12 protein-coding genes are annotated in these 13,684 nt (G+C 73.4%); 6 read left to right on the top strand and 6 right to left on the bottom strand.

Translation table 11 applies throughout. The features are described from left to right. Window positions 1–215: 215 nt before the first annotated feature. A complete protein-coding gene (locus tag ACA361_RS34380) occupies window positions 216–1,961 on the top strand; it encodes an MFS transporter (RefSeq protein WP_375019068.1) in 1,746 nt (581 codons plus the stop codon). On the opposite strand, the gene ACA361_RS34375 is transcribed toward ACA361_RS34380, so the two are convergent. Next, the gene (locus ACA361_RS34375) at window positions 1,936–3,270 is read right to left on the bottom strand and encodes an FAD-dependent oxidoreductase (RefSeq protein ID WP_375019066.1); all 1,335 of its coding nucleotides are present in this window, start codon (window positions 3,268–3,270) and stop codon (window positions 1,936–1,938) included. The two genes, ACA361_RS34380 and ACA361_RS34375, sit on opposite strands and share 26 nt — an antisense overlap. After that, window positions 3,254–4,327, bottom strand: coding sequence for a Rieske 2Fe-2S domain-containing protein (locus ACA361_RS34370; protein WP_375019064.1), 1,074 nt, complete (start codon window positions 4,325–4,327; stop codon window positions 3,254–3,256). The genes ACA361_RS34375 and ACA361_RS34370 overlap by 17 nt, the downstream gene beginning before the upstream one ends. A gap of 194 nt (window positions 4,328–4,521) precedes the next feature. On the opposite strand from ACA361_RS34370, the gene ACA361_RS34365 reads away from it, so the two are divergent. From ACA361_RS34365 to ACA361_RS34350, 4 genes are all read left to right on the top strand, one after another. Beyond that, entirely contained in the window at window positions 4,522–5,898 is a 1,377-nt protein-coding gene (locus ACA361_RS34365) for a cytochrome P450 (RefSeq protein ID WP_375019062.1), read from the top strand. Window positions 5,899–6,082: 184 nt separating this feature from the next. Next, entirely contained in the window at window positions 6,083–7,111 is a 1,029-nt protein-coding gene (locus ACA361_RS34360) for a polyprenyl synthetase family protein (protein ID WP_375019060.1), read from the top strand. A gap of 120 nt (window positions 7,112–7,231) precedes the next feature. Continuing rightward, window positions 7,232–8,335: a terpene synthase family protein gene (locus tag ACA361_RS34355; RefSeq protein ID WP_375019059.1), complete on the top strand. Its 1,104-nt coding sequence runs from the start codon at window positions 7,232–7,234 to the stop codon at window positions 8,333–8,335. Window positions 8,336–8,343: 8 nt separating this feature from the next. Then, window positions 8,344–8,871 carry a hypothetical protein gene (locus ACA361_RS34350; RefSeq protein ID WP_375019058.1) on the top strand — a complete coding sequence of 176 codons (528 nt, stop codon included), beginning with the start codon at window positions 8,344–8,346 and terminating at the stop codon, window positions 8,869–8,871. An 81-nt stretch (window positions 8,872–8,952) separates the two neighbouring features. Here ACA361_RS34350 and ACA361_RS34345 read toward each other — a convergent pair whose 3' ends face one another. From ACA361_RS34345 to ACA361_RS34330, 4 genes are all read right to left on the bottom strand, one after another. Continuing rightward, window positions 8,953–10,350, bottom strand: a complete 1,398-nt coding sequence (locus ACA361_RS34345) for a cytochrome P450 (protein ID WP_375019056.1) — start codon at window positions 10,348–10,350, stop codon at window positions 8,953–8,955. A 135-nt stretch (window positions 10,351–10,485) separates the two neighbouring features. Beyond that, window positions 10,486–11,028 carry a carboxymuconolactone decarboxylase family protein gene (locus ACA361_RS34340; RefSeq protein ID WP_375019054.1) on the bottom strand — a complete coding sequence of 181 codons (543 nt, stop codon included), beginning with the start codon at window positions 11,026–11,028 and terminating at the stop codon, window positions 10,486–10,488. After that, window positions 11,025–11,897: an SDR family NAD(P)-dependent oxidoreductase gene (locus ACA361_RS34335; RefSeq protein ID WP_375019052.1), complete on the bottom strand. Its 873-nt coding sequence runs from the start codon at window positions 11,895–11,897 to the stop codon at window positions 11,025–11,027. Before ACA361_RS34335 ends, ACA361_RS34340 begins: the two co-directional genes overlap by 4 nt. Window positions 11,898–11,950: 53 nt before the next feature. Further along, window positions 11,951–12,571, bottom strand: a complete 621-nt coding sequence (locus ACA361_RS34330; RefSeq protein ID WP_375019050.1) for a rhomboid-like protein — start codon at window positions 12,569–12,571, stop codon at window positions 11,951–11,953. Between the two features lie 82 nt (window positions 12,572–12,653). Here ACA361_RS34330 and ACA361_RS34325 point away from each other — a divergent pair, with 82 nt between their 5' ends. After that, window positions 12,654–13,670: an SDR family oxidoreductase gene (locus tag ACA361_RS34325; RefSeq protein WP_375019049.1), complete on the top strand. Its 1,017-nt coding sequence runs from the start codon at window positions 12,654–12,656 to the stop codon at window positions 13,668–13,670. Window positions 13,671–13,684: the final 14 nt, after the last annotated feature.

The raw sequence follows: 13,684 nt of genomic DNA, 5'->3' as shown, positions 1-13,684 counted from the left end.
CTCGCCGTTCCGGCGGCCTGCCGAGCCGACCGCCACGTCCGCCGATGGCGGTGCCGGCGACATCGCCGGCACCGCCCCCGACCGGGTCCGGGTGAGACCTGATCGACACCAGCCGCCAGTTCACCAAGCGCGCCCCGGCCGGACCACGGCGTCCGGCGCACCGCGGCTCCGCCGCCGCGGCCACGCCCGCCCGGCGCTGGGCGGCCACCGTCGCGGTGTGTCTGGGCCTGCTCCTGATCAGCGTCGACGGGACCGTCCTCACCGTCGCCATCCCCGACCTGCAGCGTGACCTGGAGCCGTCGACGGCCCAGGTGCAGTGGACCGTCGACGGTTTCGCGGTGGTGATGGCCGGCACCGTGCTGGCCGCCGGCGCCCTCGGCGACAAGGCGGGCAGGCGCGCCGCCTTCCTGACCGGCCTGCTGATCTGCGCGCTGGCCTCCACGGCCGGGGCGCTGGCCGACGCGCCCGCGTACGTGATCGCCGCCCGGGTGGTCATGGGCGCCGGCGCAGCGCTGGTCATGCCGGCCACACTGTCCATCATCATCGACCTGTTCCCCGAGCCGCGGCTGCGGCGCCGGGCCATCACCGTGTGGACCGCCGTCTCGGGGATCGGCGGGCTGCTCGGCCCGGTCCTGGGCGGCTGGCTGGTGGAGCTGTTCTCCTGGCGCTCCGGCTTCTGGATCAACGTGCCCGTCGCCGCCGTCGCCATCGTGCTCGCCGTTCGGCTGGTGCCCGAATCGCGCGACGCCGACGCCGCCCCGCTGGACTACCCCGGTACGGTCCTGTCCACGGCCGGCCTGAGCCTGCTGGTGTGGGCGACGGTCGAAGGGCCCGGCCACGGCTGGGGCAGCCCGCCGGTCCTCGCGGCGTTCGCCGGTGCCGCCGTACTGCTGGCCGCCTTCTTCGCCTGGCAGTCCCGCTGCCGGTCGCCGATGCTGCCGCCGGCGCTGCTGCGCCCGCCGCGGATCGCGTTCGGGCTGGCGGCGATGGCGCTGGTCTCGTTCATCGTCTTCGGGCTGATGCTGATCCTCACCCTCTACATGCAGAGCGTCCTGGGCTACACCGCGCTGCAGTCCGGTGTCCGGTGCCTGCCCGCCTCGGTCGGCATGGTCGCGGGATCGGCGATCGCGCTGCCGCTCATGGGGAGGATCGACGACCGCCTCCTGATCCTCGCGGGCAACGCCGTCCTGGCCGCCGCGCTCTGCGTCCTGGCCACCTTCACCGCCCGTACCGAGTACGAGGCCCTGGCGCTGTTCCTGACGCTGCTCGGCGTCGGTGCGGGCATCGTCCTGGCCATCAGCACCGAGATGGTCATGAGCGCGTTCCCCGGACGGCACGCCGGACTCGGGTCGGCGCTCAACGACGTCACCCGCCAGGTCGGCCTGGCCCTGGGCATCGCCGTCCAGGGCGCGGTCCTCACCAGCACCTCGACGCACCGGCTCCGCGAGGTCAGCGGACGCATCCCGGGCGACGCCGACGCCAACGAGATCCTCGCCATCTCGGCACACCGGCCCGGCGCGGTCCCCGCGGCCACCGTGACCGCGGCCAAGGACGCCTTCGTCACGGGCATGACCCAGTGCGCCACCGCGGGCGCCATCGCCATGGCGGCGATCACCGCCCTGGCGGGATGGCATCTGATGCGCACCCGTACCGTCCCCGCCGCGGCGGCGCCGCCGCGGTATCGGTGGCCGCGGGAGCTCGCGCGCATCCGCGCCTCGTTCCGCGTGCAGGCGATGCACCGGCCGGACGGATGGCACCTCACGCTCGCGCTGCGCGTCCGCAGGCCCGCGCTCCTGGCCGTGACCACCCTCACTGTGTTCGCGGTACCGTGCCTGCTCAAGCGCCGGCGACGGTACGCCTGCGTCCCGCCCGTGCCGCGCCGGCGCGCCAGGGCGGCACGGGTCCGGGGCGGGAACGGGTCGGGAAAGGCCGCTTCTAAGGGTGTCGGTCGGCGGGCCTAGGGCCGGTACGGGGTGCCACTGCTCGGAGCATGATGTTCGGTCGTAGCAGGCGGGTGGGGCGGGAGTGCTCCATCGCCTCCAGGAAAGCGTCCGCCAGCAGCCTGTCCTGGCCGGCCTTGTGGACGACGCGCCGTATCGCGGCGGTGGCGATCCTGACGGCCGGTGTCGAGCAGGCGGCCGGGTTGAGGAGCCCGTCGAGGAGGACGTTGAGCTTCCAGGCGCCGCGGGTGATGCGGCCCGCGCCGGCGTAGAAGCGCTCCACCAGGTCGTCGGTGCCGTCGTCGAGGCACTGCCGGAGGTGGAGGGCGAGCTGGGCGGCGATGATGATGCCGGTGCCGTAGACGGGGTTGAGCGCGCAGAGCGAATCGCCCGTCGACAGCATTCCCTGGGGGTGGTGGCGGACCTTGCCGTAGAGGCGGTGATGCCCCGCGGCGAAGTGGTAGGTGGAGATGGGGCCGATCGGCTCGGCGTCCCGCACCGCCTTGGCGGCCTCGTCGGGGAGCAGGTCGCAGGCGTACTCCAGGAACTCCTGATCGTCGACCGGTGGCCGGGTGTCGCCGTAGCAGGTCTGGGAGAGCACCCAGGTCCGGTGCTCCTGGGCGGCGAGGACCAGGCCCCGCCTCGTGTCCTGGCGGGGCGCGACGAAGGTGTAGCTGACCGGGGGCCGGACGGTGGGCATGCGGAACGTGCGGCTCGCGTAGCGGACGCCGACGGACATCTTCTGCTCGCGCGGGCGCGGGTAACCGAGGTTGTCGAGCCAGGCGCGGCCCCGCCCGGCGCGTCCGATGGCGTCGACGACCAGGTCCGCCTCGATGTGCTCCGGCCGCGGCGCCGGCGTGTCCGAGCGGATGACCTGGACGCCGGTCACCCGCCTGCCTCGGGTGTCCGGCACCACGCCCGTCACCTGGCACTCGCTGATGATCCGTACGCCCGGCGTGCCCGCCACCCGCTCGCGCAGATGGTGCTCCAGGAACGGGCGGCTGGCCGACACGACCCGCCGGTCGAGGGAGGGCCGCCAGGTGACGCCCAGGACCTCCATCCACATGTCCCTGGCCGAGGTGTGGTGGGCGCCGTTGGCGACCAGTTCCTCCGACAGCCCCGGGCACAGCCGCTCGAACACGTCGTCCAGGCGGAACAGGGCGTGGACGTGGGAGCCCTGCGGTACGCCGCGCCGGGCCGCCATGGCGTCGTCCAGCCGGTCCCGCTCGATGATCGTGACATGGCGGTACCGGCCGGCCAGCGCGCACGCGGTGAGCAGGCCGGCCATGCCGGCCCCGCACACCACCGCGTGATCACCGTGCGTCTTCACGGCGCTCTCCTGCCGCCCGCCCGCCGAACTCGGGCACGCCGAGGGCCGGAGCGGGCGCCGGGACCTCCTTCGGCGCGGGGTCGAGCTCGTAGAACTGGCGGACCCAGCGGCGCCAGGCGGCGATGCCCTGGTCGCCGTCGGCCAGGCGCGGGCGGTCGAGGAAGGTCTTGTGCGTCCAGATGACGATGTCGTCGCGCAGGCCGCGCTGCACCCAGCCGTCCACCGCGCGCGCGACACCCGCCGCCAGGACGCGCCGGGCGCGCGGGCTCGCGAAGGCGACCATGCCCTCCGGCTCGATGGCGGCGCTGGTGCTCACGCGCAGCCGCACCGACCCGCGCCCGGCCGGCGTGGCGGCGATGACGAGCCGTACGCGCACCGGCCACCGGACGGGTTCGAAGTCGATGACGAGCAGGCCCATGCCCCAGTAGCGGAAGCTGAAGTGGACCTCGACCGGCGGGCGCGCGGGGAGCGTGACGACGCTGGCGCGCAGCGTCCCGCCCGCCCGGTGCCCGTCGGTGGTGAAGCCCTGCATCACCTCGGGCCGCACCGCCTTGTGGACGTGGGTGAAGTGGCCGAGGTCGACGCTGTTCTCGCCGACGTCGTTGAGCCGTATGCGCTCCAGGTACGAGGTGTGCACCGGGTACGGGTAGGCGCCGGGCATGTCGTCGGGCTCCCACTGCGGGCCCAGGCCGGCCGGGTGCCGCCAGGCGAGCACCAGCCCGCCGACCTCGCGGGACGGCCATGACGTCAGGCTGATCTTCGGCGGCTTGGCGCCGTTGCCCGTCGCGGTGCACGCGCCGCCGGGCCCGAAGGCGAAGCCGTGGAACGGGCAGACGATCTCCTCGTCCCGCACCCGGCCGCCGTAACCCAGGTGCGCGCCGAGGTGCGGGCAGTACGGCGAGATGACCTTGATGTCGCCGCGGCCGGTCCGGTAGACCACGAGCTCGCGTCCGCCGATCTCCGAGCGGGCCACCCGGCCCGCGGGGACGTCCTTGCCGAACGCCACCGCGAACCAGCCACCCGGCGTCTCCTCTTCCGACTCGGGACGTGCCACCATGCCGTCTCCTCATCCCCGGTTCAGCTCCGGTAGACCTGCCGCCCTGAGGCTTTGCTACTCTCTGTAAGACTCTATCACTCAAAGTTACCGAGTGGGGGTCCGGTCCTCGCGGCGCACGGCTTCCCCGCGGCCACGGGACGCGAGCGGCTCACGTTCCGGCGGCCAGGCCGCCGGCCGGTCGAAGGAGCACCTGCATGCTTCGTTCAAGAGGACGCATCCCTTCCACTGCGGACGGCATCCCCCGGGCGCCGGGGGGCCTGCCCTTCGTGGGCCATGGCGCCCGGCTGCTGCGCGATCCGCTGGGCTTCCTGAGCTCGCTGCCCGGGCACGGCGACCTCGTCCGCGTCCGGATCGGCCCGTCCCGGGTCATCGTCGTCTGCGATCCGGGCCTGGCCCGGAAGGTCCTGCTGAACGACCGCGCGTTCGACAAGGGCGGGCCCCTCGTCAGCCGCGCCCGGGAGGTCGCCGGCAACGGCCTCCTCACCTGCCCCCACCACGAGCATCGGCGGCAGCGGCGGCTGATCCAGCCGGCCTTCCACCGCGACCGCATGCCCGGCTACGCGCACGCGATGAGCGCCCGGGTCGCCGACACGATCGCCGGGTGGAGGAAGGGTGAGGTCATCGACGTGCCGGCGGCGATGTACACGCTGGCGGCGACGATCACCGTCGAGGCGATGTTCTCCAGCGACCTGCCGCCGGCGGCGATCGGCACGGCGATCGACGATCTCACCACCATCGTCCGCGGGATGCTCCCCCGGATGCTGAGGCCCGCCCTGGCGGACCACCTGCCGACGCCCGGCAATCGCGGCTACCGCCGGGCCGGCGCCCGCCTGCGCCGGCAGCTGAACGACATCATCGCGTCCCGGCGGGCCGACGGCACCGACCACGGCGACATGCTGTCGGCGGTACTGGCCGCCTGCGATCCGGACGGCGCGGGCGGGCGGCTCAGCGACGCCGAGGTCAGCGACCAGGTTCTGACGATCTTCGGGGCGGGCACCGAGACGACCGCGGCGACCATGGCCTGGGCGCTGCACCTGCTCGCGCGGCACCCCGAGGTCGAACGCCAGGTCCACGAGGAGGTCGACGCGGCCCTCGCGGGCGCCCCGGCCGCCCCCGGGCACCTGCCCCTGCTGCCGGTGACCGGGAACGTCGTCACCGAGGCCCTGCGGCTCTACCCGCCGATATGGATCGCCACCCGTACGCTGACCTCCGGCACGCGCTTCGGCGGGCACGATTTCCCGCCGGGCACCGTCTTCGCCTACAGCCCCTACCTCCTGCATCACCGGGCCGACCTCTACACCGATCCCGAACGGTTCGATCCCGCGCGCTGGGACGGGGACCGCCCCCGACCGCCCCGCGACGCCTACCTTCCCTTCGGGGCGGGCGCGCGCAAGTGCATCGGCGACCAGTTCGGGATCATGGAGGCCACGCTCGCGCTGGCCACCATCGCCGGCCGCTGGCGCCTGAGATCCCTGCCCGGCCCCGCCATCCGCCCGGCCACCGGGATCACCCTCTCGCCCCGCCGCCTGAGGATGCGCGTCACCGCCCGGACGAGCGGAACACCGGCCTGACCGGCGATTACTTACCGTGATGCATTCTCTGCGGTAGGTAATAGTCGCTGGTGGGGGTGGCCTTCCTGGCATGGCGGCCCGTGGACTCCGCCGCGCCGGCGTACCAGGGTTACCGGAGGGCCCGCGCGATCCGCGGGACGGGTCTCGGGACAGCACCCGGCCTTAACGACAGGAGGTCAGGACCGTGACAGGCACACCCACCGGCGGCGGTATCGCGGTCGGCCCCGAAGACAGGTCGCCGCAGCGTGAATCGGTGCTGGCGGCGCTCCTGGCCGAGTTCGAGTCCCGCTGGCCGGCCGGGGCGACCGGGCTGGCCGGCATGCACCGGTACGCGATCACTCCTCCGGGCAAGCTCGTCCGGCCGCAGCTGGTGGTCTGGTCGGCGCTGGCGGTGGGCGGCGAGCTGGCACGGGCGCTTCCGGTGGCCCTGGGGTTCGAGGCCGTCCACACCGGCAGCCTGCTGCACGACGACCTGATCGACCGCGACGACGTGCGGCGGGCGCGCCCGGCGGTGCACGCGGCGTTCGGCGCCGCGCAGGCGATCATCGCCGGCAACGCGCTGTTCTTCGAATGGTTCGTCGCGCTCGACCGGGCGGCGCGCCACGGAGCGCCGGCCGAGGTCATCGTGGCGGTGCTGCGCGAGCAGGCGGCGGCCGGAGCGGCGGTGTGCCACGGAGCGCTGGCGGAACTGGAGCTCAGCGGCGCACCGGACCAGCCGGTGGAGGCGTATCTGGCGATGGCGCGCGCCAAGACGGCGGTGCTCACCCGGGCGGCGTGCGTGGTCGGTGCCCTGCTGGGCGGCGCCGGAGCCGCCGAGACGGCCTCGCTGGCCGACTTCGGCGAGTTCTACGGCATGGCGTTCCAGATCCGCGACGACCTGCTGCCCTACGTGCCCCCGGGGGACCCGGCCGGCGGCGGCGCGGGGAAGCCCGCCGACAGCGACCTGCGCAACCGGCGCCCGGCGCTGCCGCTGCTGCTGGCCTGGGAGCACGCCGGCGACGACGCGCGCGCCCGGTTGCGCCGGGCCATGGACGAGGACGACCCGGCGGCGGCCGCCGCCCAGGTGCGGGCCGTCCTGGACGAGACCGGGGCGCTGCGCCGCGCCCGCCTGCTCGGCGACGAGTACCTGCTGCGGGCGCGCCGCGCGCTCACGGCACTGCCCGCCGGCTGTGCGCGCACCGAGCTGGCCGCCATGACCCACCACATCGCATGACCACCGGCCGTACCCATCGCCATCGTCAGGCAGGAAAGGACACCCGCCATGCGTACTTCGCCCGATGCCGTCCCGGACGCACGGCGGCCCTGCTCCGCGGCCGCGAACACGTGGGCGGGCATGGGAAGGACGGAGCTCAAGGTGTTCTGCCCCGTCCCGCTGAAGACCCACCCGGTCACCGACGACCTGGACGACCACGCCGGGCGGTGGGCCCTGGAACAGGGGCTCTACCGTGAGGGCGACCCCCGGCTGCGCATGCGCATCGGGTACTTCATCGGCGCGGGGACGCCCTACGTCACCGAGGAGTTCGTCCGGGCGTTCGCCTGCTACAACATCTGGGGGATCCCGTGGGACGACCACCTGGACCGGCTCTCCGCCGATCCCGCCGCGCTCATGGCCCATGTGGCGGAAGCGAGCCGCGTCTTCTCCGAACCGGGGTGCGTGCCGTCCCCGGAGGACCCCTGGCTGAACGCGATGCGCGCCAGCCTCCAGCGGCTCGAGCGGATCCTGACGCCGGCGGGCTACGAGTCGTTCTGCTCCACGAACCTGGCCTGGTTCCACGGCCAGCTGTGGAAGTACGCGCTGCAGCTCCGGGCGGAGCCGCCGAGCATGGGCGAGTGGCTGCGCATGCGCTGGGCGAAGCTCGGCACCGGGATCCTCGCGGCCACCACCTGCCCTCCCGCCGGGCACCCGATGGCGGCCGACGTCATGGCCGAGCCGGCGATCCGGGCCTTCACGCACGCGACGCTGCTGGCCCCCGGCTTCCTCAACGATCTCGCGAGCCTGGCCAAGGAGACGCCGACCGCGCAGGCCCCGCTCAACCTGGTGTCCGTGCTGTGCCGCATGTACGGCATCGGCGTGCCGGACGCCGCGCTGAAGGTCATGGACCTGTACGAGCGCATGACCGGGCTCGCGCTGCGGCTGCGCGAGCGGCTGCTCGCGGACCCGCGCCCCGCGGTGGCGCACTACGCGCTCGCGCTGCCCCAGTGGCTGCCCGCGGCGCTGCACTGGAGCCTGATCAGCCCCCGCTACCTCGAACGCGACGGCGGCGGCGACGGCCGGCCGGACCTGGAGTCCCCGCCGCTCGTTGTGTCGGACACGCCCACCGTCTGGGACCCGCAGGACCTGGCCCCGCCGCCGTACCCGGAACTCGCCTGGATGTGGGCGCAGGAACACGCCGGTGAGGCACCCCCTGCCTCAGGAGAGGGCTTCAGCCTCCTCTAGGGAGAGAGATGGCGTCGCATGGTGGCCGGCGGCCGTCCGCCGCCGACCGGTTCTCGATCGCGATGCTGGCCTTCTTCATGGTCATCGCCTTGACGATCGAGCTGTACTTCATCGTCCATCACCGCGACATCCGCCAGCGGACCGACCTCGTCGCCCGCCTGTACGAGCTCTACGGGCGGGGCGACGAGGGCTATTACGGCCGCGGGTACGTGGCGCTGCCCGTGGCGTTCACGACCCTCAACGTCTTCGTCACCCAGCCGCTCAACGCCCTGCTGATCTGGGCGACCGTGCGCCGCCGCCGCTACCGGCATCCCCTCCAGCTCATGGTGTCGGCGTACATGTCGGCCTTCGTGCTCCTCTACCTCTGGGTCGCGCACGTCTCGGGCTACCAGGGGATGCCGGAGAAGACCTTCTCGGGCTACGCCATCGTCTACGCGCCCCAGATGCCGTGGCTGCTGGGGTACGCGTACCTGGGGCGGCGATCCTTCACGGCGCTCGTCCGGAATCCCGCGGATCGCGGAGACCCCTCGCCCTGAGACCCCTCGCCCTGAGACCCCTCGCCCTGCGAGTGGCGGCCTGTGAGCGGCGGCTCCTCATCGGGAGCGCATCGGGCGGCCTTAGCGCGGTTCCAGGGTGATCTCGACCGGCTGGTCCGGGGTCACGGACAGGGCGAGGCGGGGCCTGATCGGGGGTGCGCCCTCGGGCCGCCGGAGCACGGGACGGCAACGCCGCAGCAGGACGCTGAGGATGAGGGACGCTTCGAGGTAGAAGAGATTCTGGCCCAGGCAGGAGTGGTGGCCGGCGCCGAAGCCGAGGAACGGGAACGTCTTCGGGTGTCGCGCGCGCCGCTGAGCGACCGCCCGATCGGAGAAGCGTTCGGGGTCGAAGCGCTCGGGATCGGGCCACACCGAAGGCACCCGGTGCGCCAGGTACGGGCTGACGACGACATGCTTCCCGGCCTTGATCCGCACTCCGTCGATGACGTCGTCCTCGCGGGCCCTGCGGGGGAGGATCCAGGCGACGGTGTAGACCCGGAGCAGCTCGTCGAGCAGCATCCGGGTGAAGGCGAGCCGGCGCAGCCGCTCCAGTGTCGGCTCTCCGGTGCCCACCACCTCATCGATCTCGGCGTGGAGTCGTTCGGCGAGGTCGGGCCGCCGGTCGAGGACCACCCAGAGCCAGTTGAGCGCTTCCGCGGTGGTCTCGGTGCCGGCCACGATCAGGCTGACCAGCTCGTCGCGGATCTCCCGGTCGCTGCGGCCGAGCCCGGCCAGCATCGAGGCGATCCCCAGGTCGGCGTCCGCCTCGCGCCGCACCCGCTCCACGATCGGCATGATGGTGGCGTCGGCGGCGGCGACCGCTCTGCTGAAGGACCGGTCTCCCGGGAGAGGGATCCATCGCGGCACGCCCGGCGCCGCCAGCCGGGGGAGCAGGGCGGTCCTGGCGGTGCGCACCGCCGCGCCGATGCTCCCGCCGATGCTGTCGGCGTCGGCGGTCGTGACGGCGTCGCCGAAGAAGATCCGGCTGACCGTGCGGTGGGTGATCCGCGCCATCTCGGTGTAACCGTCGAGCGCCCGCCCGTCCGAGCCGCGCCGGACCAGGGCGGTGACGGCCTCGGTGACGACGGGACCCCACCGGGCGTAGGCGCCTGTCACGTTCCGTCCCGAGAAGGTCGGCTGCAGGGCGCGGCGGGCCTCGGCGTGCCGTGCGCCCTCGCCGGAGATGCCGTACCCCACCAGCAGGCGGCTCACCGGCTCGCACATCATCTCCTCACGCCGGTAGTTCCCGGCGTTGTCGCGCAGCACATGGTTGACGTGCTCGGGCCGCGTGATCAGGTAGGGGCGGAACAGGCCGAGGTTCACCTCGGTGATGGCGCCGTCGCGCTCGTCCACGATCTGGGTGAGCGCCTGGAGCGGGTCCCGGACGAGCCGGCGGGCGATGCTGCGGAGAGGGACGGTCTCGGCTCTGCGCCGGGGGTCTCCGTGGGAGGACTGCCCGGATGCGGTGGCGGACGGCATGGGGTGCCCCCTCGGTGAGCGGCGATCACCTGCCCGGATCCGGTGATGTCCGGGCCTTCCGACCACCCCAGTCTAACACAGAGTGTAATGGATCTTTTACTCTGCGTTATTATCGGCGGTGAGTGGGGCGAAGGTTCAGCGGCGGGGGCGGTCGGGCTGGATCCGTAGGGCGGTGATGACCGTGGCGAGCATCTGGTAGTGCTCGGCGAGCATGCACAGTTCGACGCATTCGGGCTCGGTCAGGTGGGCGCGCAGTTTCGCCCAGGTGGCGTCGTCGAGGTCCTTGTCCTCGTGGAGGGCGTCCACGGCGGCCAGCAGGGCGCGCTCGCGGGGCGTCCAGCCTTCGGCGGCCGGGCCTTCGGGGACGCGGTCGAGTTCCGTGGGGGTGAGGCCGGCGCGGCGGCCCAGGCGCGTGTGGTGTTGCAGCTCGTAGCGGCAGTCGCGCAGGTGGGCGACCCGGAGGATCACCAGCTCGCTCTCCCTGCGGGAGAGTTCGCCGCCGGGCATGAGCGTGCCGGCGAACAGGAGCCAGGCGTGGAACATGCGGCGGCGCCGGCCCAGCGTGAGGAACAGCTTCAGCGGTTCCGTGCCCGCGACGCGGCCCGCCCCTTTGGAGAAGAGGTGGGTGAAGAGGCCCACTTCGGCGCGGCGGCCGGGGCGTACGCGCGGGGCGGTCACCGTTCCTCCGGCTGGGCGGTCGTGAGGGGGGCCTTCTCGTCCCTGGCTATCCGCAGCGCCTCCTTGAGGTTCCGCTGCACGGCGATGTCCATGACGGGCTGGGCGAGCATCCGGATGGGGAGGACGCCCGCGACCCACCACGGAGCGACGATCCGCCTGGAACGCCATGCGATGCCCCTTTCCAGGGCGTCGATGCCGACTTTCAGGGGGGTGACGCCGGTGATGGCCGTACGGGAGCCGGTGAGGGCGGTGGCGGCCCGGGTGCCGAAGCCGCGGTGGGTCATGTCGGTGTCGAGTTCGGCGAAGTAGGCGACTCCGGCGCGGGCGCCGTAGGGGCGCAGTTCGGCACGCAGCGTGTCGCCGAGCGCCTCGACCGCGGCCTTGGAGGCGCTGTAGGCGCCCAGCAGCGGGATGTGGACCGCCGCCGCCAGCGACGCGACGGCCAGCGCGTACCCGCGGGGATGGGCGATGTACGGCCCGGCCGCGCGGAGGGTGTTGTACGTGCCGAGCACGTTGACCGCGAGCGTGCGCTCCATGACCGCGGGGTCGCCGCCGACGATCGGGAGCTGAGCGGCCACCCCGGCGTTCGCGACCACGACGTCGAGCCGCCCGCCGAGCGCGGCCGCGGCGAGGGCCGTGGTCTCCTCGACGCGGTCCCGGTCGGTCACGTCGCACGGCCACCAGGGGGCGTCGCCGCAGCGTGCGGCGACGTCCGCCAGCGCTTCCTCTTCCAGGCCGGCCAGCGCGACCCGGGCGCCGCGGTCGTGCAGCCGTCCGGCGAGCGCCGCGCCGATCCCGCGCGCCGCCCCGGTGATCAGCACCCGCCGCCCCGTCAGGGAGGGCGTCCGTCCGAATATGTCCAGGATCACGCCCGGTACGGTACACCTTTCCACCATTCAGTGGCAGGGTCCGTTCCGGTCGATCAGGCCGTGGCGGTGGCCTCGATTCGGCGTCGGACGAGGGTGAACGACAGCAGGACGCCGGTGGCGGCCGAGAGGCAGTGGCCGAGGGTGGAGTAGTCGGGGAGCCAGCCGTACCAGCCGGCGGCCGTCAGCGGATAGAAGACGGCGATGAGCGCCCAGGGGATGCGAACCCATTTCGGCAGCAGGCAGGTGACCGCGCCGATGGCACCCAGGGAGCCGAAGCTGACGCCGTAGTCGAGGTCGCGCCTCACCTCGTCGGGGTAGCGGCCGGAGGAGGTGGCGAGCAGGACGACCGCCAGGACGATCAGCGTCACGGCCACATGGGTGATCGCGAAGACGGAGACGGCGCGGAGGAAGCCGAGCCGGTACTCCAGGTAGCCCAGGCAGACGGCGATGCCGAGGCCGATGACGAGGATGTTGTCGACGACGGTGCCGGAGGTGTCGGCGACCAGCGCGCTGGCGACCAGCCGGAACGGGGCCGTCCACGTCATGTCCGCCAGGTTGGTGCTGATCGCGCGGAGGACGTCGTCCCTGGCCGCGGCGGACAGCACGTGGAAGACCGCGACGTGCGTCGCCAGGAGGAGGGCCAGATACGCGGCCGTACCGCCGGCGCGCCTCACGGGGCGGCCGCCGCGCCGGTGATCTTCATGGGCGGCAGGATAGCGGCCGGTTCGGCGGCGCCGCGGCGGGTAGCGCACCACCATGTCTGCACGGACGGTCGTGATCACGGGAGCCAGCGGCGGGATCGGGCGCGCGGCGGCGCGGGCCTTCGGGGAGCGGGGGGACCGGGTCGCGCTGCTGGCCCGCGGGAAGGTCGGGCTGGAGGCCGCGGCGCGGGAGGTGCGCGCCGCGGGCGGTACGGCGCTGGTGCTGCCCGTGGACGTCGCCGACTTCGAGGCGCTGGAGGAGGCGGGGCACCGGGCGGAACGGGAGCTGGGGCCGGTCGACGTCTGGGTGAACGTGGCGTTCAGCGCGCTGTTCGCCGAGTTCGGCGACATCAGGCCCGCGGAGTTCAAGCGCGCCACCGAGGTCACCTATCTGGGCTTCGTGTACGGGACGAAGGTCGCGCTCGACCTGATGCGGCCGCGGGACCGGGGGACGATCGTCCAGACGGGCTCGGCGCTGGCCAAGCGGGGGATCCCGCTCCAGTCGGCGTACTGCGGGGCCAAGCACGCGATCCAGGGGTTCCACGAGTCGCTGCGCACGGAGTTGATGCACGACGGCAGCGGCGTCCGGACGACGATCGTCCACATGCCGGCGGTCAACACGCCGCAGTTCGACTGGGTGGAGTCGCGGCTGCCGGAGAAGGCGCAGCCGGTGCCGCCGATCTACCAGCCGGAGGTGGCGGCGAAGGCGCTGGTGTACGCGGCCGACCATCCGGAGCGCCGCGAGTACTGGATCGGCGGCAGCACGGTCGGGACGCTGCTCGGGAACCGGCTCGCCCCGAGCCTGCTGGACCGCTACCTCGCCAGGACGGGCTTCAGGGCGCAGCAGACGGGCCGCCCGATCGACCCGGACCAGCCCGCCAACCTGTGGGAGCCCGCCGACGGCGAGGGCGGCCGCGACTACGGGGCGCACGGCGACTTCGACGACGATTCCCACTCCAGGTGCTACCAGATGTACGTGGCCCGCCACCGCGCCGCCGTCACCGCGCTAGGGGGCGCGGCCGTCGCCGCCGGGGCCTGGCTGCTCGGACGCAAGGCGGGGCGCGCTCTCTAGCAGCGTTCGGCTGC

Origin of the sequence: Actinomadura sp. 21ATH (genome assembly GCF_041951345.1) — a bacterium.
Lineage (GTDB): Bacteria > Actinomycetota > Actinomycetes > Streptosporangiales > Streptosporangiaceae > Spirillospora.
This window is presented reverse-complemented; position numbering and strand designations above follow the sequence as displayed.

Bases quoted from the DNA above. Each gene is read 5' to 3' on its own strand.
- ACA361_RS34370 (WP_375019064.1), bottom strand. From the start codon at position 4,327: ATGGTGGCACGTCCCGAGTCGGAAGAGGAGACGCCGGGTGGCTGGTTC.
- ACA361_RS34365 (WP_375019062.1), top strand. From the start codon at position 4,522: ATGCTTCGTTCAAGAGGACGCATCCCTTCCACTGCGGACGGCATCCCC.
- ACA361_RS34355 (WP_375019059.1), top strand. From the start codon at position 7,232: ATGGGAAGGACGGAGCTCAAGGTGTTCTGCCCCGTCCCGCTGAAGACC.
- ACA361_RS34350 (WP_375019058.1), top strand. From the start codon at position 8,344: ATGGCGTCGCATGGTGGCCGGCGGCCGTCCGCCGCCGACCGGTTCTCG.
- ACA361_RS34345 (WP_375019056.1), bottom strand. From the start codon at position 10,350: ATGCCGTCCGCCACCGCATCCGGGCAGTCCTCCCACGGAGACCCCCGG.
- ACA361_RS34325 (WP_375019049.1), top strand. From the start codon at position 12,654: ATGTCTGCACGGACGGTCGTGATCACGGGAGCCAGCGGCGGGATCGGG.